The organism is Vreelandella alkaliphila (assembly GCF_016107625.1).
GTDB lineage: Bacteria > Pseudomonadota > Gammaproteobacteria > Pseudomonadales > Halomonadaceae > Vreelandella > Vreelandella alkaliphila.
This window is the reverse complement of record NZ_JABASV010000009.1, coordinates 84,079-101,834: the sequence shown is the minus strand read 5'-3', so window position 1 is coordinate 101,834 and position 17,756 is coordinate 84,079. Positions and strand designations below refer to the sequence as shown.

The window sequence follows — 17,756 nt, the reverse complement described above, 5'->3', positions numbered from 1 at the left end:
CACGCCTAAACTGAACGTTCATAGCGACAGACCTCGGTTATTTTCTGTGCGTCATGAAGCCTAAGCGACAACGCTTTTGCCAAATCACCCGCCCAACTCACCGACACCAAAGGATGCCCAGAGGAAGAGCTGACCAGCACAATATCAATACTAGGCAGTGCCGGCATTTCATGGGCAGCATCGACTTCGACCAAATCACTCGGCAAGGAAGCCGTCGCCGCCGCAGTGATGGCCTTGCCCTGCCGAACCAACCCCATCAAAGCTCCTGCGTTGGCACTGAGCGCCTTAATGCGGTAAGAGCGGCGTGTTTTGTTTAGGCCATCCAAAGCCGAGCTGTGAAATTTGCAGTCGGCTTCATACAGAGCTAAAGGCAACGTTTCGTGCTGCTGCCAGTCAAATTCCGGGTGCTGTATCCAAATTCCCTTATCAAGCATCAGCACATGACCTTCATCACTGTTGGCCGCTCGCGTCAGGATAGCCAAGTCCAACGCTCCCTCATCCAGCTGCTTTCTCAACGTGATGGTAGGCGCGCATATCAGCTGTAGCTGAACACTAGGGTGTTGATCATGAAGGGTATCTACCAACAAAGGTAGCAGGCTCTGGGCGTAGTCATCTGGGCTGCCAATACGCAACGTCGGTAAAGCGGCGCTCGATCTCAGTTGAACTAGCGCCTCATCATGCATTGCCAGCAATCGGCGAGCGTAGCTGACAAGACGTTTGCCCTCGTTGGTGAGTTCTAGATTGCGGCCTTCTTTAAAGAACAAGCTGCAGCCGGCCTGCTCTTCCAGCCGCTTCATTTGCATGCTGAGCGCGGCCTGAGTTCGGTGCACCTGACGCGCGGCACGGGTAAGGCTGCCGGTATCAACCACGGCTATATAGGTGCGTAGGAGATCCATATCCATGTAACGAGGCCTCTATCCATCAGCCCCACTGATGGCTGATATTAGTACTATTCGTTTGTCGAACTTCGCGGAAAACGAAACACTGTCCTCCGTGGCTTGGGTGTGGATTCAGACCCGCCACCCTTGCGTTAAACTCATTGGAGAAGACGATGATCTTGCACGACTACCTACCCTCCGGCAACGGCTACAAAGTGCGCCTATTACTGAATTTGCTGGATAGACCCTATGACTATCGTCATTACGATATCGTGCATGGAGAAACGCGAACCCCAGCATTCCTGCAGAAGAACCCCACCGGCAAGATTCCGGTACTGGAGCTCGACGACGGCCGCTTTCTCAGCGAGTCGAACGCCATTCTCTACTATCTAGCCCAAGGGAGTGATTATTGGCCGGAAGATCACTGGGATCAGGCCCAGGCCCTGCGTTGGATGAACTTTGAACAGTACAGTCACGAGCCCAACATCGCCACACCGCGCTTCTGGCTGACTCACCTTGGCCTGAACGATGAACGCCAAGCACAGCTCGCGAGTAAACAAGCACTGGGGCGCGAAGCGCTAGCGGTAATGGACGATCACTTGGCACGACAGGACTGGTTCGCCGCAGGTCGCTACACCATCGCGGATATTGCCCTCTTCGCTTATACCCATGTAGCGGAAGATGGCGGGTTCGCATTGGTGGATTATCCCAACGTTTGCCGGTGGCTGGATCGGGTAGCGTCTCACCCGAACCACATTTCGATCATAGCGGAGTAGGAACCGTTCCCATGCTGACAATTGCTAAGCTTAAAATTGCACCAGCTCAACTTCATATAGCTTTCTCTTGGCTGGCACAGCCACGTTGTTAAAAACCGGGTTGTTGGTAATAGGACGAACATTTGACAAACACCAAGCCAAATAACCAGGTTCCCAGCCATTTGAACAAGCAGCCTTCACTTCTGAAGGCTGCCATTCATGTATCTCTTCAACATCCACAATTGCAACAGCCCTGCCATCAGGGTCAACGGGGTTATCAGCAGATAAGAAGTGAGAATTTTCTACAATCAAAAGATCACGGATAGGTAAAGATTCTGGGCGCCACGAGCGAACCTCCAGCGTCTTTTTTCCCGAAGCTATATTAGAGCCATGCGGGCTTACTATTGAAAGTGCGAGCATAGACCTTCCTTCTTTAGTAAAAATCACAAACTCGAATTAAAATCGACAATAAAAAGAAAAAAACATACACAACATCAAGTTCAATTTTATTAAAAAACTGCGAATGCAGATAATAAAACCGCAACACAGCTATACCCTACTCCTACCACTGCAGGCAGTGTAGACATTGCAAACCCTGGCGCTCTCCATAACACATTACGCCTGTAACCTATCCAAAACATGACGCGACCAGCAACAAAAACTCCAGAATAGATGGGCAGCAAGCTCAATAATTGATAAGGAATTAAAACAGATAGCGCCAGTATATTAATAGCGAATATCATAAGCTGTTCATGAGTATTAGATAGTACTCTTAGGTCAACCTTCATCCCCTCTGTATTTGCTTCACATTTAGTTGGATCCGCTGATGGGTTTCCGTAACGTTGAGAGCCGATTCTAACAATCATCAAAAAAAACAGTGCAACAGGAAAAACAAGGCACATTATTGCGAGCTTTAGTCGCTCTACTACGACAACCTCCTCAGCAACTTGAGGCAAAAAACTATAGAAAGAGACAAACACCACTATTGTTCCAACAAATCCTAGCAGCATCCCCATTTTAACTGTTCTATCATCGCTTTTTTGAGTCATATTCTAATTCCTTTTAGGCCATAATGAGGCTTTAAGCATATGCTTTCAAAACGCTGCTAAAACGGTATCACAAGCATCTAAATCGGCAATATGAAGGTTATGTGAACGTCCGCTCTACAACCTCGACATTGAATCCCTCAGACTCTTCAGGTGACTCAAAGAAACCCGTTACCATCCTGAAAACTTCCTCGGTATCGAAGCTCGCCCGCTCAGGCTGCTCCCTTTGGCGCTGTTTCAGCTGTTTTAGACAAACCTCGTCTTCTGCCATCACATAGTACAGTTCGTGAGATATCCCTCGTTGCGAGTAGATATCCTTGAACCATGCCCTTTGCTTCCTGGTATTGCCGGGGAAATCTAGAACCACAGTGGTGCCTGCCAAGAGTATTTGCTCAACGTGTTTCCTAAGCAATGGCTTAAGGCGTGACGAGTAACTGATGTAGTCGTTGAAATCGTTGATTTCGCCTGGGAAAAGAGTAGCTAACCAGTCGTCCTCTGAAAGAAGCACGGCGCCGCGCTCACGCGCAATGCTGACAGACAGCGTGCTTTTTCCAGCGCCCATCTTTCCACAGAAGAATATCAACGTTCCGTAAGAACTCATTATCTGCTCCTTTAATTACGCCTACTGCGTTTCTAATCCCTGCATCCATAACAGGCTTAATTGCTCAGCAGAAATGCCTAAAGTCGCTGGCTGAGACGCAAGTTGTGTTCCAAAAATCCTCTCGGCCACCTGTCTTCCAACGGTTTGAGCTGAGGATGTCTTAACGATTCGCTGTTGATAAAAACTTGTCAGAACACTTTCCAACTCACCTTGCTCTCCCAAAAGCCGGACAAGATGCCACGCATCTTCCAGCGCCTGACATGCTCCCTGCCCAGATGTTGGTAAAGACGCATGGGCCGCATCTCCAATAATGACAACATTGTCTTGATGCCAATAAGGCAGGGGATCAAGATCATGAACAAAAATGCGATTGAGCGATGCTGCATCATAGAATTTCAGCACGTTGCGTACCGGGTCAGGCCAGCAGCGAAAACGCTGATGCAGCTCATCATACCAAGTAGATAAGGGCCGTTGTTTATCAATATCGGCATTCCATGCGCCAGCCCAGAAACATAGCCCATTATTCACAGGGACAATTCCAAACCGCTCACCCAAGCCACGAAAATCATGGATGGCGTTATCTAAAACCCCCTCATTCAACTGACTGATACCAATGATGTTAATGAACCCTTGGTAACGGGGGCTCACCTTTTCGGAATATAACGTGTGACGCACCACCGAATTCATTCGCCCATCGGCTCCTACTACCACGTCAAACTCTTGCTTTAATCGGCCAATATCCTGCGTCGTCATTGGGCAGCCAAGGTGTATTTTCACCCCCAAATCATCCAACCTCTCGGCCAGCATGCTCATAAGATCACGGCGCAATATTGTTATACTGGGGAAACCACTCAGCAGGTTCACTTCCTCAATATCAAGCTCACCCTGCCAAACGCCAAATTGATCAAACTGACGCATTAAACGGAGAGCACCACCCAGGCGTTTTAGCTCTTTTTCCACCCCCATCTGTTGCAGTACAAAAATTGCATTTGGCCATAAAGTCACGCCAGCACCAATGGACGAGACCTTACTGTCACGCTCATACACGCTCACTTGATAGCCTTGTTGTGTGGCGAGTATTGCCAGCGCTATTCCAGCAACCCCTGCACCAACAATGGCAATACGATTAGTGTTTTTCATCGACCCTACCTCAATAGTTAAATTCGGTAGAGATTGTCACAAATCCACTCACAGGGATAAACACGCTATTATTGCGTTATTAATCCCATTTTCTGAGAGAATCTATGATTGAGAAAATCGAACTTCAATGGCTACTTAGCTTTCAGGCGGTATATGAACAACTAAGCTTTAAGCGTGCAGCGGAGCAACGTCAATTGCCAACATCCAATGTCAGTCGCCATGTCGCGTTATTGGAACAACAACTTAGTTTGCGACTATTGGAACGCACCACCCGTAAGATGATTCCAACCGCCGCAGGCAAGCAACTTTATCAGGCCATCACGCCGCTCACACGGGCGATGAATGACGCACTTGAAGAAGCCTCACTACACGGTGACGCCCTATCCGGCCACCTTAAGATCATCATGCCTGACCTCCCCTTTCTGGCCGAAATCACCGCAAACTTTTGCCTCCAGCATCCTCAAATACAACTAAGTTGTGACACCCAATTAAACCCTTCGGAAGGTTTGTTAGAAGGATTCGACCTGGTGTTACGCTTCGGTAGAGGGCCATTGGAGGATTCTGGCTGGGTCGCTAAAGAAATCCAACGCTGGCCGAGTTGCGTAGTTGCCGCACCGCAACTTCTTGAGCATCACCGATTGCCGGGCTCACTGGATGAACTGAGCAAAGCGCCCTGCATCACCAGCCTGTCTGTCCTACAAGGCATGCCCTGGCGATTCAAGAATAACCAGACCATTCAGGTGCAATCCAGCTATAAGGTCAACAGTGGCTACATGGCTAAAGCTGCCGCGCTGAAGGGGCTTGGCTTTGCTATTTTACCCACTCATGCATGCCAAGCAGATATAGAAAATGGATCGCTTATCAAGATTGATCTTAACTGCCAGCCAGAGGATCTCGTGTTATATGCGTTTTACTCGGGAAAAAAATACCCGCTGGAAAAAGTGAGAGTATTTTTGGAACACCTGAGATTAGCAATTATGGATCTTGATTCAGATGGAAATAAAGTCTCGTGATGACCTCACCCATATCAGCTTCCACCTGCTACTCAACGTCAGCCTGAAGACATATGTATGGTAGTGACGCTATAGCCACACCCAAAAGCCAGCGACTGGGCTGCCATCATAAACGGCGCGTGGAACAAGCGTCCGGCGGCGAACTGATGGCTTTGCCAGCACTGATACTACTCCGCAACCTCTTTTAGCAGCGCGGGGAATGAGTAACTCGTAACCACAGTCCGCGAACCGCTGTGTCTGGTTAAGTTTCGGCCGTGCAGACTTCAAACTCATCACCATTGACGATAATGGCTTGCGTATTACTAATTGGGCAAAGGTCTATTTTTTCATCATAGCTAGTGATTATGCCTTCAACGACTTGCTCGAAAGGAGCGTTGGTATGGTGTGGCACTGGATAAAAGCCAACCATGCCTAATGATGAAAAAGAGCCTACATTAGGTGCCGCCGTGAAATCGTCCATATCTTTCACATACTCGATGTTACGCGACATAACAATAGAGCCGGCAGACTCTCCGATATACATTTTCCCTGAACTTATTTGTTCCTTTATGATTTTATCTGCACCAGTTCTTTTCAACTCTTGAAGTAAAAAGAAAGTATTTCCACCAGTGACATAGATATAGTCATTTTTTTGAAGCTTGCTGTTTATCTCTTCACTTGGAGCAGTTGAAATCTCAAGCTCATCAACAATTAGCCCACACTTCTCGAGTGCATCTCTGCCTGCGGCCACATAAAAATTGACCTCTTCGACTAGGCTTGCAGTAGGAATGAATGTAACCGTTTTTCCTACACATTTTGCGCTGGTAAATTTCACAAATAGGTCTGCAACATCTACGAAAGATGAAGCTAAAAACATTTTTTTCATTCGACTTCCTTACTGTCTAAATGCTGTCACTATAGTGGCTCAACAGGCTGTAGAAAATCCATTTTGAGCCATATCTGCCACCTTCCATGTTGGTTAGTTTTGGGGGAAAGGTCATTGATTAACGATCATCCTAAGAGAAGCTCAATAAGCCTTTGCTATCAGATACGATCCGGCTCCAACCATTAAACCACCAGCCGTCACTTTAACTGCTCGTTCTGCTCTATGGTTAGTGCCAAATGACGCAACGACCCCCGCGAAATATGCATAGCCTAATTTGACACCACCAACGGCGACTATGGTTATCATCGCAATTGCTGCGATATCCAATGTCCGGATAGTGGCCAAATCAACAAAAGTAGGGAATAAACTCGCGTAGAAGAATATTGCCTTTACATCACCAAGGGTGAGAAGTAGACCAGAGAAAAAGCTTGCTGATAATTTCGATACTGATCGGCCGGAATGCTCCACCTGCAATGGAGCTTTCGATCTCATAAGACTTATACCAAACCAGATCAAATACGCGCCTGCCAAATATCTCAGTATCAAGAAAAAACTACCCACAGCTTCTGCCAGCGCAGTCATCCCTAAAACAGCTAGCAATACCAAGATAAGATCACCGGCTACAATTCCCGCCGCAACGGCACAGCCGTTCGAGAATCCGGCAGAAGAAGCGCGAGCAACGACCAAAGCGACACTAGTGCTGGGAACTAGCGCTAAAGCTGCCATCACTGTAAACAGAGCTAATATTTCAACTAAACTCATGGCAATTCCAGGTCTAACGCTTGGCTTTGCGACTTGCCAGAGCGCAACGTAGGTGCATCTGCCAACAGCCGCTGGTTATGTGATGATAGCTCAATCTGGCAGCCCCTCGAACTTTGGCACCTCCCCTAACTCCCCATCCCAAGCAGCTTTGCTAGATAAAAAGATGTGTGCAGTTGGCAACATAGTGATTTCAGTGTCCAAACACCCAGCAGGAACGACGAGCAAACCCGCGATCTGAGTATTGGGTAATGCTGAACCACACAACTTACAAAAACTCTTATTATGACGAGAGCCTGGAAGCGCAAAGGAAGTCACTGCATCGGCACCTGACTGCCAGACCAATTTAGCTGAATTTGAGAATAGATTTGCCGCATGAGCCGAGCCTGTATCTTTTTGACAGTGCTGACAATGACACAGATAAAAGCTGTCAAACTCGCCTTTTACCTCAAATCTCACGGTGCCACACAGGCAAGAACCAAAATAATCAGTCATAAGAACTCCTTTCACGGCCTCACATAACGCCGTATTAATGTGTCACCAGCGCTTGCCATACTTGAGCGAAGCGAACCCGACAAGCATTTGAAATCACTCCTAAACGCCTTGTTTTGCGATTTTACGTGCTTTAATTGAGTACAACAGTAGAACCTGTAATCTGTTTCGGCCTCTTCCGGTGTGTCGATAAGGCATTGATCATCCCATGGGTCATTCACATGAACCCATTTATTCCGGTATTTTCGAAGTATTTTCAGGTCAGAGCGAAGATCGTCTGCAATAGGGTGACGCCGGCCTGAGACAATGGCAACGTTCCTAAATGCGCCATCATTTTTGAGCCAATACCTTTGCCAAACGAATTACTCGACACAGCTAAATCGTGGAGGAACAAAATTGATCCTTTTCGCGGGTGCCTCATTCGCTCGTTCCTCGCGAAATTCGTTACCGCGCGCTACAAGTTGCTTTCATTGGTAATAACGGCACGGCTAGTGGTGGCGGCATTATCATCGCGCTACGAAAATTCGACTTTTCTTTCGGTAAACGCCCTCTTAGCTTCTCTTCCGCTAGCCAATTGTTGAAAAGCCGATTAGCCTGCTAACTCAACCAGCAAGGGATTGAGATGCAAGAGACAACGATGCGGCAGCGGGTGGCGGGTGTTTTGATTCTGCTTGGGCTGTTTGCTCAAATTATTGGCTTTATCGGCGTGGTGCCGACGGCGCAGGCAGTGAGCTATGTGCTGTGGGCAGCGGTGGCGCTGCTGTGGCGGGACATTCCGCGCCGTTCGCGCATTCAGGCGGGGGTATTGATTACCATTGGAGTGCTGATGCTAGTGGTGGCACGGGTGATTTATGGTGCCAATGTAAATTGGCCTGCCATGCTTCAAGGCAATGTGTTTGTGGCCACGATGCTGGTGGGCGTTAGCTTTATTTCGTTGATTGGCACCCAGGGTAATAAGCGCCCACCGGGCAAACGGGTGACCGGTGCAGATGGCGTGCTGCGCACGTGGCTGGGAGTGCACTTTCTTGGCACTATTCTGAATCTTTCGACGATTTTTATGGTGGGCGACCGCTTAGCTAGGCGCTCTCCGTTAACCATGCCCCAGCTGTTGGCCTTAAATCGTGGGCTTTCAAGTGCGGCATTGTGGTCACCCTTCTTTGCCTCTATGGCGGTGGTGATTGCCTTGGCGCCTGAAGTTCAGTACGGCCAGATTGCGCTGATAGGGTTTCCGTTGGCGGTGCTATCGGGGCTATTAACCACCTTAGAGTTGAGGCGTCGGTTTGATTTAACCGAGGTCGACGGCTTTTCACTTTCGCCACGTAGCTTGTTGATGCCGGCGAGCATGGCAGCACTGGTGATGCTGTTTCATTTTTGGCTGACGCCGTCGCTCACCATTGTCAGTATTATTACCTTTTTACTGCCAGTGGTAGCGGTACTGAGCAACTTACGGGAAGGCACACGCTTTACCCTGCGGCGCATTCGCCAACACACCACCACACGACTACCCGCCATGCGCGGGGAAATTTCGCTGTTTTTAGCGGCGGGCTTATTAACGCTGGGGCTTTCTACCCTGGTAGCGGCCGCAGCAGGTGACGAATGGACGCTATTTGCTACCTTTGGCATGTGGCAGGCTATGGTAAGCTTTGCGGCGATTACACTGAGTGCGCTGGCGGGATTACACCCGATCATTGGCGTTTCCGTGCTGGCATCTATTTTGAATTTAGCCAGCGGTGAGCAAACGCTGTTTGCCTTTGTTGCGCTGAGCGCTTGGGCGGTGGGTACCAGCGTTGGGCCGTTATCTGGCATAAACCTTTCGCTGCAGGGGCGCTACGGAATCAGCGGCTACCGCATGATGAAAAACAATTTACTGTATGCCGCCATGATGAGCCTGCTCTCGCTGGGCGCGATCGCAGGCCTGAGCATCTGGGTCAATTAAGTGATGAGTGCGCTAGCCTCTTAGGTTTCGACGATTTTACTGGGAAAGCGGTAGAAATAGCGGTGGCCACACTGGTGGCATGGTTCCAGGCGCGAGACGCTTTCTAGCATCACCTGGGCATCGCAGTGTACGCACGCCATCAGGCCAGGCGCAGCAACTTCACCTTCGCAGTAGTCGGCGCGGGCAGCTTCCAGGTCATCTTCGAAGCGTTCGCGCTCCACCACGCTGCGGTCGGCGATTGAAAGCAGCGATTCCGCCACCCGCCGTGAAAGGCTGTCGATATCAATGCCCAACCAGCTAGCAACCTGTTTACCGGAATCTGCCATGTAGTAGCGCATATCTTTCAGGTCACGCTCTACCCAGGCACGCAGCAGTGCTAGCTCGTCTTTGGTGTACTCTTCCAGCTCCGCTTCAAAAGCAACGGCGTCGTCCAAATCCTTTTGTAGATTATCCCAGGTAAGATCGTTGGCCCCGTCCTGCATGCGTTCTAGCAGGCGCTCGTAGCCTTCGCGCAAACGGTGATCGTTATGTTGTTCCATGGTACCTCTCCTTTTGTCGACCCAAGGTGCGGCCTATCATCGGCTAACCGTTCAAGGATACACCTGCATAGGATACAATCGACGTTACTTATCTGACAGCCGTCATCCATTATTCACTTTGCGCCCTTTTTGGGCGAATTACCCCAAGGCATTGAAAACACCGATGGACGCACATTACAGCCCCCGTGAGATTGAACGTGACGCTCAGCAGTACTGGGATAAACACCAGTGCTTCAAAGCAGTAGAAGACGCTAACCGCGAAAAGTTCTACTGCCTATCCATGTTCCCCTACCCCAGCGGCAAGCTGCATATGGGTCACGTGCGTAATTACACTATCGGCGACGTTGTGTCCCGTTTCCAGCGCATGCAGGGTAAAAATGTCATGCAGCCCATGGGCTGGGATGCGTTCGGTATGCCTGCGGAAAATGCCGCGATTCAAAACCAGGTGCCGCCCGCGAAGTGGACCTATCAAAACATTGATTACATGCGTAACCAGTTGAAGGCACTTGGCTTTGCCTACGACTGGAGCCGCGAATTCGCTACCTGTGATACCAGCTATTACCGCTGGGAGCAGTGGTTCTTTACCAAGCTGGTCGAAAAAGGCTTGGTCTATAAGAAAATGTCCACGGTGAACTGGGACCCGGTTGACCAAACGGTACTGGCTAACGAGCAGGTAATTGACGGCTGCGGCTGGCGTTCTGGTGCACCGGTAGAGCGTAAAGAGATCCCGCTGTGGTTCTTGAAAATTACCGACTACGCCGATGAGCTGCTGGCAGATCTTGATAATGTCGAGTGGCCTGAACAGGTCAAAACCATGCAGCGCAACTGGATTGGTAAATCCCGCGGCGTTGAGATGACCTTTGATATTCAGGCGGAAGACGGTAGCGCTTGCGAGCCGCTGGCGGTGTATACCACTCGCCCAGATACGCTGCTAGGTGTCACCTACGTGGCCGTCGCCGCTGGTCACCCGCTGGCTAAGCAGGCTGCCGCGCAAAACAGCGAACTCGCGGCGTTTTGTGACGAATGCGCCAAAGGTGGCACGTCGGAAGCCGAAATGGCTACCAAAGAAAAACTGGGCATGCTCACTGGGCACAAAGCGATTCACCCGCTCACCGGTGATGAAGTGCCGGTGTTTGTGGCCAACTTCGTATTAATGGAGTTTGGTACTGGCGCAGTTATGGCGGTACCTGCCCACGACCAGCGCGACTGGGAGTTTGCAACCAAGTACGGCGTAGAACTCAAGCCTGTGGTGGCCGATGCCAACGGCAACCAGCCGGATATTTCCGAAGGTGCTTATGTTGAGCACGGCACGCTGATTAACTCAGGCGAATTTGATGGCCTGGAATTCCAGGCGGCGTTTGATGCAATTGCCGCGAAGCTTACTGAGCTTGGCCGTGGTGAAGTAAAAACCAATTACCGTCTGCGTGACTGGGGGATTGCTCGCCAGCGTTATTGGGGTGCACCAATTCCTGTGAAATACGGCCCGGAAGGCCAAACCGTGCCGCTCTCTGATGATGAGCTGCCGGTAGCACTGCCCATGGAAGTCACCGTGGATGCTTCTGGTTCACCGCTGAAGAAGATGCCCGAGTTTTCTGAACTGGGCGATGGCTGGGTGCGCGAAACCGATACCTTCGATACCTTTATGGAATCGTCCTGGTACTTCGCCCGCTTCTGCTGCGCGGATAACCACGAAGCAATGTTGGACGAGCGCGCCAATTACTGGCTGCCCGTTGACCTGTATATCGGCGGTATCGAACACGCGATTCTGCATCTGCTCTACGCCCGTTTCTTCCATAAACTGCTGCGCGATTTCGGCATGTTGGATTCCGATGAGCCGTTCCAGCAACTGCTCACCCAGGGCATGGTCATCGCGGAAACCTTCTACCGCTTTAAAGATAATGGTGGTAAGGAGTGGTTCAATCCCGCTGATGTAGAAGTCAAACGCGATGAGAAAGGTCGTCCGTTAAGCGCTGTTCTAATCAGCGACGGCCTGCCGGTGGAAATGGGCGGCATCGAGAAGATGTCTAAATCGAAAAACAACGGTGTTGATCCTCAGTCGATGATCGACAAGTTTGGTGCCGATACTGTCCGTCTGTTTATGATGTTTGCCGCACCGCCCGAGCAGTCACTGGAGTGGTCGGATTCAGGCGTTGAAGGTGCGCACCGCTTCTTGAAACGGATTTGGCGTCAGGTGACCGAGCACCTTGCTGCTGGTACACCGGGCGAACTGACCCTTGATGCGTTAAACGACGACCAAAAAGCGCTGCGTCGTAAGACCCACGAGACTATCAAGAAAGCCAGCGATGACATTGGCCGCCGCACCACCTTTAATACCGCCATTGCCGCGGTAATGGAACTCTCTAACGCAGTGGCCAAGTTCGACGACACGTCCGAGCTCGGCCTAGCGGTCAGTCGCGAAGCGCTTGAGGCATGTGTGCTGCTGCTGGCACCCATTACACCGCACCTATGCCACACGCTGTGGCAACAATTAGGCTATGACCAGCCCGCCATTGAAGCTCAGTGGCCGAAGGTGGATGAAGCCGCACTCACCCGCGACAGTATCGAACTAGTCGTGCAAGTGAACGGAAAGCTGCGCGCGCGCCTAGAAGCCCCGGCCAGCGCAGATAAAGCCGCCATCGAGCAACTGGCGATGGAGAACGAAAACGTCCAGCGCCATCTGGAAGGTAAAACGGTTCGTAAAGTCATCGTTGTACCCGGCAAGCTGGTTAACATTGTGGTGAGTGGATGAAACCATCCCAACACGTTACACGCCGTCGTTTCCTCGCTACCAGCATCGCCGCCTCAGCGGCGGTGCTGCTCAGCGGCTGCGGGTTTCGCTTGCGCGGTTTAGATTCAATGCCGCGCTTGCCGGCCCTGTCACTAGAGGGCGACGACAAAAGTGCCTTGGCCCAACAGCTACGCATCCGGTTACTGCAGCAAAGCAGCGAGGTTTCTGATGGCGCCCCCTGGCGGGTCACGCTGGGCTCACCGACGCTTCGCCAACGCCGTATTGGCAGCGAAGGGCGTGCCAGCCAAGAACATGAGCTAACGCTAAGCACGTCTCTCTCCGTACAGCAGCGAGAGGACAATGCTTATGTGCTTAATAATGCAACGGTAACGACCAATACACGTATTCGGGTCAGCGATGATGATCTGCTCAATCGCGAAACCCTCTTTCAAGAAGCTGAACAAACGCTAACGCGACAACTGGCTGAGCGCATTATCGAAAGACTGGCGAACCTTGAGGCCATTCAGTGAAGGTATTTTCGGATCAGCTTCCCGCGGCCTTAGCAAAAAAATTGCCTAAGGTGGTGATTGTTGCCGGTGATGAGCCACTGCAACATCGTGATGCCTGCGATGCCGTGCGCTCAGCCGCGCGGCAAGCGGGTGTCGAAGAGCGGGAAGTGCTAGATGTAGAACCTAATTTTGCCTGGGGCCGGCTACTGGAAACCGCCAGCAACCTCTCTTTATTCGCCTCTAATAAGCTTCTGGAACTGCGGCTGGGGACGCACAAACTCGGCCAAGATGGCAGTAAAGCACTGGCACAGTATGCTGAATTGATGGATGGCAGTGACGACTTGTTGCTGATCAGCATGGGCAAGTTAGACGCCAAGCAACAAAAAAGCGCTTGGTTTAAAGCACTCGATAAACACGGTTTATTTGTACCTGTATGGCCCGTTGATGCTTCGCGCTTAGGCTACTGGCTGAGGGATCGCGCATCGCTGCATGGTTTGCAAATTGACCTAGAAGCGGCTCGCTTATTGGGTGAGCGCACCGAAGGTAATCTGTTGGCCGCTGATCAAGAGCTGCAAAAACTCGCGCTGATTCATCCACCTAACACTCGCCTTAATGTTGAAAGCATTGCCCAAGGCGTGGAAGACAGCACTCGCTTTGATGTGTTTAACCTTGCGGATGCCTGTTTAAAAGGAGAGCCAAGCCGGACCTCGCGTATCGTTAATGGGCTGCGCAGTGAAGGGGTTGAAGCTCCCATCGTGCTTTGGGCACTCAGTCGCGAGCTACGCACCCTGCTTTCGCTGCACCAGCATTTGGATCAGGGACAAAGCTTTGAGCACGCGTGTAAAACTCAGAAACCAATGATTTTTGATAAACGCCGCCCCGCTTACCAAAAAGCGATCAGTCGCCTATCAATGAAACGTTTACACAAACTCCTGCTGATGGCCCAACGGTTAGATCTTGCTGTGAAAGGGGCTTCTGCGGTGCCCTTATGGCCAGGGCTTCATGACCTAGCCATGACCATGGCGGGTGGTAAGGGGCTTTTAGCTGAATCCCATTGGACCTACCGCATTAGTGCAAATAATTAGCACTTTTCGTTTTCGCCTTAAATCCAGTACGGTTTATTTCTATACTATTGATTCAGGTTACAAATTAGCTTGCTCCCCGATACGTCTAAGGATGAAGACAATGAAAAAAGTGCGCGCTTACCTCTCAAGCTTACTGATCGCTGCGTTAGTCATTACCAGTCTACCTGTTGCCGCTGCGCCCACAGCCCCGCAGAGTATGGACGCTGCCTCTACAGACTTAGTCTCTACCCAATCTGTTTTAGCAGGCGACCGCGCAGGTGCTGACCGCGAGCGTATTAATGAAATTCTCGCCCGTGCAGATGTGCAAGAAGAGCTGCTCAAGCAAGGTGTTGATCTAGATGACGTTGAAGCCCGCGTTGCCGCACTAAGCGATGCAGAAGCGCAGCAAATGGCCGAACAACTCGAACAGCTGCCCGCCGGCGCCGGCGTGATTGGCGCCCTATTTGCGGTATTCGTTATCCTGCTGGTGACTGACATTCTCGGTCTCACCGATGTTTATCCGTTCACTCGCTAATTTGACTGCCATGATGAAACACCTTTTAAACGCCCGCTTTGCGGGCGTTTTACTGCTTGCCCTACTGCTGCCCACTCTGCTTAGCGGCTGCGCCCGCAGCCCGGTGCTACTAGAAAGCACTAAAGCTAGCCTAGCACCGCAAACTGAGCTTACCGAAGTACCGTTTTACGCCCAGACGGCGTATCAGTGTGGCCCAGCAACGCTGGCAATGGTGCTCAATCACCAGGGGGTAGATGCAGGGCTTGAGCAGTTAATCCCACAGGTATTTCTGCCTGGGCGAGAGGGTAGCGTCCAACCTGAAATGCTAGCCACTGTGCGCCGTTATAAGCAGTTAGCGATCCCCGTTCGTGGCACCATGGATGCATTGCTTGGCCACCTGGAAGCAGGTGACCCCGTGGTGGTGATGCAAAACCTCGCTTTGCCAGCTTTCCCGATGTGGCACTACGCGGTGGCCATTGGTTTTGATTTACCTAATGAAACGCTGATTTTACGTAGTGGCGAAATCGAACGACATACGATGTCGTTTAGCCGCTTTGATGCTACCTGGGCACGCAGTGAGCGCTGGGGATTTGTGGTTAGCGAACCAGGCAGCCTGCCCGAAGGCGTTACCGCCCGCAATGCACTGGAAGCCATTAGCGCTTACGAGGAGCAGCATGGGCCTGTAGCAACACTTTCCAGTTGGCAAGCCTTTGTAGAACGCTTCCCTGCTAATCCGCTGGGTCAATTTGCACTCGGCAATGCGCTATACGCCGATCAACAACCTCAAGCAGCGCTGGAAGCCTTCGAATCAGCCACACAGCTTGACCCTGCCATGGGCGCTGCATGGCTCAATGTAGCCATACTCAGGCTTCAGAAGGAAAATAGGGAGGGTGCGCGCGAAGCACTCACTCAGGCTGCCACCTTAGACGGTGACTGGCAACCACGCGCGCAGCAACTGCTGGATGGTTTGTGAGGCGTGAGTATGGGGGCATAGCCCCCATGCTTAAAACATTTTAAAACACTCGGTTTAAGCCATTTTGCGCCGCCACCCGGTACGCTTCGGCCATGGTGGGGTAATTGAAGGTCGTATTGATGAAGTACTTCACGGTATTCGCATCCCCTTCCTGCTGCATAATGGCCTGGCCGATGTGCAAAATTTCCGACGCCTGGTCACCAAAGCAATGGATACCTAAAATCTCCAACGTATCTTGGTGGAACAAAATCTTCAGCATTCCCACCGTATCGCCGGTGATTTGCGCACGAGCAGTATCTTTAAAGAAGGCCTTACCCACTTCGTAGGGCACTTTGGCTTCGGTCAGTTCACGCTCGTTGGGGCCGAAAGAGCTGATTTCGGGAATAGTGTAGATCCCGGTGGGTACATCGCTAACGAAGCGATACTCTTTTTCCAGTAACTCGTTACAGGAGTTTAATCCCTGGTCGTAGGCAGCACTGGCGAGACTCGGCCAACCAATCACATCACCTGCAGCGTAAATATGCGGAATCGCGGTGCGGTAGTGCTCATCAACGCTAAGCTGGCCTCGGCCGTTTGCCTCTAAACCAATGTTCTCAAGTCCAAGGCTATCGGTATTACCGGTACGACCATTCGCCCAAAGAAATGCATCGGCGCGGATTTTCTTGCCTGACTTCAGATTTACGGTTACGCCGGCTTCATCACCTTCGACACTTTTATAGTCTTCGTTATGGCGGATCAGCACACCGTGTTTACGCAGATGGTAGGAAAGCGCATCACTGATCTCATCATCCAAAAATGACAGCAGACTATCGCGGTTGTTGATCAAATCAACCTTAACACCAAGACCCGAAAAGATAGAGGCGTACTCGCAACCGATCACACCTGCCCCAAAGATCACCAGTGTCCGCGGGGTATGGGAAAGGCTGAGAATCGTATCAGAGCAGTAAATACGTGGATGACGAAAGTTAATATCCGCCGGACGATAAGGCCGAGAGCCGGTAGAAATAACAATTTTCTTGGCTACCAGCTCTTCCACGCCTTCCTGCCGGTCTCGCACTACCACGGTATGCTCATCTTTAAAACGCGCCACACCATGAAACAGATCAATGCGGTTGCGCGCGTAAAACGTTGTGCGCATTTCGACCTGTTTATCGATGGTGCCACGCGAGCGCTCCATCACTTTAGGAAAAGAAAACCAGCGGGGTTCACCGATATCGCGGAACATGCGGTTGGTATTGAACGCCATGATCTGTTTGACCTGATGGCGCAGCGCTTTTGAAGGGATTGTGCCCCAGTGGGTGCAGTTACCCCCCACCTGGGCCTGCTTTTCAATAATCGCCACTCGCTTGCCATGCTTTGCGGCGTTAATAGCAGCGCTTTCCCCAGCGGGACCAGTACCTATCACCACAACATCGTAATTGTGAACGGCCATACGACTTGGATCTCCTTATTCCTGACTTAAAAGCGCTCTCAACAATGGCATTTACATAAACGCTCGCGGTGAGCGAGCGTCTGAGCAGCCAATTGCTAGATTAACGACGCGTTGCGTCATAACCTAGGTCAGCTCCACGGCTTTCATCGCTACGCCGACGTACACTTCCACGCTTGCGGTTTTCTTCTTCACAAACCTCATCTTTGCCGCCGCAGATGTCACAGCCTTCTTTTAGGCCTAACTGATTTAATCCACCACAGGAACCGGCAATAGGCTTGCGGCCCATTAATACGCCAACGGCCATTGCCGTCATTACCAGCGCCATAAAACCAAATACCAGTAGCCAGATTGTCATGTTCACCTCCCAGCATTGCATTAACTGCTCACCTGCCGACAACGGTCATGTCGTTAAGTGCCGTAGAATTTTAATGCCTATTGTACCTCAGCCACTTCAAAATGATCAGGCAACTCATCGTTTTTCAAACATTCACATACAAACGGGGCTGACCAAA

The 17,756-nt window shown here is 50.9% G+C and carries 19 protein-coding genes; 8 read left to right on the top strand and 11 right to left on the bottom strand.

Translation table 11 applies throughout. The features are described 5' to 3' along the window. Positions 1-5: 5 nt before the first annotated feature. Positions 6-902 carry a LysR substrate-binding domain-containing protein gene (locus tag JFC11_RS14275; RefSeq protein ID WP_095604157.1) on the bottom strand — a complete coding sequence of 299 codons (897 nt, stop codon included), beginning with the start codon at positions 900-902 and terminating at the stop codon, positions 6-8. A 149-nt stretch (positions 903-1,051) separates the two neighbouring features. Here JFC11_RS14275 and JFC11_RS14270 point away from each other — a divergent pair, with 149 nt between their 5' ends. Then, the gene (locus JFC11_RS14270; protein WP_038483691.1) at positions 1,052-1,654 is read left to right on the top strand and encodes a glutathione S-transferase family protein; all 603 of its coding nucleotides are present in this window, start codon (positions 1,052-1,054) and stop codon (positions 1,652-1,654) included. A gap of 30 nt (positions 1,655-1,684) precedes the next feature. Here the strand turns inward: JFC11_RS14270 and JFC11_RS14265 are convergent, their stop codons facing one another. From JFC11_RS14265 to JFC11_RS14250, 4 genes are all read right to left on the bottom strand, one after another. Next, the gene (locus JFC11_RS14265) at positions 1,685-2,053 is read right to left on the bottom strand and encodes an ASCH domain-containing protein (protein WP_038483689.1); all 369 of its coding nucleotides are present in this window, start codon (positions 2,051-2,053) and stop codon (positions 1,685-1,687) included. Between the two features lie 89 nt (positions 2,054-2,142). Beyond that, a complete protein-coding gene (locus JFC11_RS14260; protein ID WP_198349820.1) occupies positions 2,143-2,682 on the bottom strand; it encodes an MAPEG family protein in 540 nt (179 codons plus the stop codon). A 97-nt stretch (positions 2,683-2,779) separates the two neighbouring features. After that, on the bottom strand, positions 2,780-3,280 hold the full coding sequence (locus tag JFC11_RS14255; RefSeq protein ID WP_120387054.1) for a P-loop nucleotide/nucleoside kinase family protein: 501 nt from the start codon (positions 3,278-3,280) through the stop codon (positions 2,780-2,782). Between the two features lie 21 nt (positions 3,281-3,301). Then, entirely contained in the window at positions 3,302-4,420 is a 1,119-nt protein-coding gene (locus JFC11_RS14250; protein ID WP_198349819.1) for an FAD-dependent monooxygenase, read from the bottom strand. A 104-nt stretch (positions 4,421-4,524) separates the two neighbouring features. On the opposite strand from JFC11_RS14250, the gene JFC11_RS14245 reads away from it, so the two are divergent. Continuing rightward, positions 4,525-5,433 (top strand): LysR family transcriptional regulator, encoded by a 909-nt coding sequence (locus tag JFC11_RS14245; protein ID WP_120387055.1) that lies wholly within the window; start codon positions 4,525-4,527, stop codon positions 5,431-5,433. 241 nt (positions 5,434-5,674) lie between these two features. On the opposite strand, the gene JFC11_RS14240 is transcribed toward JFC11_RS14245, so the two are convergent. From JFC11_RS14240 to JFC11_RS14230, 3 genes are all read right to left on the bottom strand, one after another. Further along, positions 5,675-6,298 carry a peptidase E gene (locus JFC11_RS14240; protein ID WP_198349818.1) on the bottom strand — a complete coding sequence of 208 codons (624 nt, stop codon included), beginning with the start codon at positions 6,296-6,298 and terminating at the stop codon, positions 5,675-5,677. Positions 6,299-6,439: 141 nt separating this feature from the next. After that, a complete protein-coding gene (locus JFC11_RS14235; protein WP_038483663.1) occupies positions 6,440-7,060 on the bottom strand; it encodes a LysE family translocator in 621 nt (206 codons plus the stop codon). A gap of 90 nt (positions 7,061-7,150) precedes the next feature. Then, entirely contained in the window at positions 7,151-7,552 is a 402-nt protein-coding gene (locus JFC11_RS14230) for a GFA family protein (protein WP_038486724.1), read from the bottom strand. A 619-nt stretch (positions 7,553-8,171) separates the two neighbouring features. Between JFC11_RS14230 and JFC11_RS14225 the strand changes: the two genes are divergently transcribed. Beyond that, positions 8,172-9,485 (top strand): hypothetical protein, encoded by a 1,314-nt coding sequence (locus tag JFC11_RS14225; RefSeq protein WP_095604167.1) that lies wholly within the window; start codon positions 8,172-8,174, stop codon positions 9,483-9,485. A gap of 20 nt (positions 9,486-9,505) precedes the next feature. Here the strand turns inward: JFC11_RS14225 and JFC11_RS14220 are convergent, their stop codons facing one another. After that, positions 9,506-10,024, bottom strand: coding sequence for a zinc ribbon-containing protein (locus tag JFC11_RS14220; RefSeq protein WP_198349817.1), 519 nt, complete (start codon positions 10,022-10,024; stop codon positions 9,506-9,508). Positions 10,025-10,187: 163 nt separating this feature from the next. On the opposite strand from JFC11_RS14220, the gene leuS reads away from it, so the two are divergent. The 5 genes from leuS (at position 10,188) to JFC11_RS14195 (ending at position 15,812) form a co-directional block, all read left to right on the top strand. Continuing rightward, complete coding sequence (leuS, locus tag JFC11_RS14215; RefSeq protein ID WP_095604168.1) at positions 10,188-12,773, top strand: leucine--tRNA ligase; 2,586 nt, start codon at positions 10,188-10,190, stop codon at positions 12,771-12,773. Then, positions 12,770-13,282, top strand: a complete 513-nt coding sequence (locus JFC11_RS14210; protein WP_038483653.1) for an LPS-assembly lipoprotein LptE — start codon at positions 12,770-12,772, stop codon at positions 13,280-13,282. The genes leuS and JFC11_RS14210 overlap by 4 nt, the downstream gene beginning before the upstream one ends. Continuing rightward, complete coding sequence (gene holA, locus JFC11_RS14205) at positions 13,279-14,346, top strand: DNA polymerase III subunit delta (RefSeq protein ID WP_198349816.1); 1,068 nt, start codon at positions 13,279-13,281, stop codon at positions 14,344-14,346. Before JFC11_RS14210 ends, holA begins: the two co-directional genes overlap by 4 nt. 100 nt (positions 14,347-14,446) lie before the next feature. After that, on the top strand, positions 14,447-14,860 hold the full coding sequence (locus JFC11_RS14200; RefSeq protein WP_198349815.1) for a PA2779 family protein: 414 nt from the start codon (positions 14,447-14,449) through the stop codon (positions 14,858-14,860). Positions 14,861-14,873: 13 nt separating this feature from the next. Continuing rightward, the gene (locus JFC11_RS14195) at positions 14,874-15,812 is read left to right on the top strand and encodes a PA2778 family cysteine peptidase (RefSeq protein WP_198349814.1); all 939 of its coding nucleotides are present in this window, start codon (positions 14,874-14,876) and stop codon (positions 15,810-15,812) included. Positions 15,813-15,852: 40 nt separating this feature from the next. On the opposite strand, the gene sthA is transcribed toward JFC11_RS14195, so the two are convergent. Together sthA and nqrM are read right to left on the bottom strand one after the other, a co-directional pair. Further along, positions 15,853-17,244: a Si-specific NAD(P)(+) transhydrogenase gene (gene sthA, locus JFC11_RS14190; RefSeq protein WP_038483647.1), complete on the bottom strand. Its 1,392-nt coding sequence runs from the start codon at positions 17,242-17,244 to the stop codon at positions 15,853-15,855. A 100-nt stretch (positions 17,245-17,344) separates the two neighbouring features. Beyond that, positions 17,345-17,599 carry a (Na+)-NQR maturation NqrM gene (gene nqrM / locus JFC11_RS14185; RefSeq protein WP_009723507.1) on the bottom strand — a complete coding sequence of 85 codons (255 nt, stop codon included), beginning with the start codon at positions 17,597-17,599 and terminating at the stop codon, positions 17,345-17,347. Between the last annotated feature and the right edge of the window lie 157 nt (positions 17,600-17,756).

Bases quoted from the DNA above. Each gene is read 5' to 3' on its own strand.
- JFC11_RS14225 (WP_095604167.1), top strand. From the start codon at position 8,172: ATGCAAGAGACAACGATGCGGCAGCGGGTGGCGGGTGTTTTGATTCTG.
- JFC11_RS14220 (WP_198349817.1), bottom strand. From the start codon at position 10,024: ATGGAACAACATAACGATCACCGTTTGCGCGAAGGCTACGAGCGCCTG.
- JFC11_RS14230 (WP_038486724.1), bottom strand. From the start codon at position 7,552: ATGACTGATTATTTTGGTTCTTGCCTGTGTGGCACCGTGAGATTTGAG.
- JFC11_RS14260 (WP_198349820.1), bottom strand. From the start codon at position 2,682: ATGACTCAAAAAAGCGATGATAGAACAGTTAAAATGGGGATGCTGCTA.
- JFC11_RS14240 (WP_198349818.1), bottom strand. From the start codon at position 6,298: ATGAAAAAAATGTTTTTAGCTTCATCTTTCGTAGATGTTGCAGACCTA.
- JFC11_RS14245 (WP_120387055.1), top strand. From the start codon at position 4,525: ATGATTGAGAAAATCGAACTTCAATGGCTACTTAGCTTTCAGGCGGTA.
- JFC11_RS14255 (WP_120387054.1), bottom strand. From the start codon at position 3,280: ATGAGTTCTTACGGAACGTTGATATTCTTCTGTGGAAAGATGGGCGCT.
- JFC11_RS14210 (WP_038483653.1), top strand. From the start codon at position 12,770: ATGAAACCATCCCAACACGTTACACGCCGTCGTTTCCTCGCTACCAGC.
- JFC11_RS14270 (WP_038483691.1), top strand. From the start codon at position 1,052: ATGATCTTGCACGACTACCTACCCTCCGGCAACGGCTACAAAGTGCGC.
- sthA (WP_038483647.1), bottom strand. From the start codon at position 17,244: ATGGCCGTTCACAATTACGATGTTGTGGTGATAGGTACTGGTCCCGCT.
- leuS (WP_095604168.1), top strand. From the start codon at position 10,188: ATGGACGCACATTACAGCCCCCGTGAGATTGAACGTGACGCTCAGCAG.
- JFC11_RS14235 (WP_038483663.1), bottom strand. From the start codon at position 7,060: ATGAGTTTAGTTGAAATATTAGCTCTGTTTACAGTGATGGCAGCTTTA.
- JFC11_RS14200 (WP_198349815.1), top strand. From the start codon at position 14,447: ATGAAAAAAGTGCGCGCTTACCTCTCAAGCTTACTGATCGCTGCGTTA.
- nqrM (WP_009723507.1), bottom strand. From the start codon at position 17,599: ATGACAATCTGGCTACTGGTATTTGGTTTTATGGCGCTGGTAATGACG.
- JFC11_RS14195 (WP_198349814.1), top strand. From the start codon at position 14,874: ATGAAACACCTTTTAAACGCCCGCTTTGCGGGCGTTTTACTGCTTGCC.
- JFC11_RS14265 (WP_038483689.1), bottom strand. From the start codon at position 2,053: ATGCTCGCACTTTCAATAGTAAGCCCGCATGGCTCTAATATAGCTTCG.
- JFC11_RS14275 (WP_095604157.1), bottom strand. From the start codon at position 902: ATGGATATGGATCTCCTACGCACCTATATAGCCGTGGTTGATACCGGC.
- JFC11_RS14250 (WP_198349819.1), bottom strand. From the start codon at position 4,420: ATGAAAAACACTAATCGTATTGCCATTGTTGGTGCAGGGGTTGCTGGA.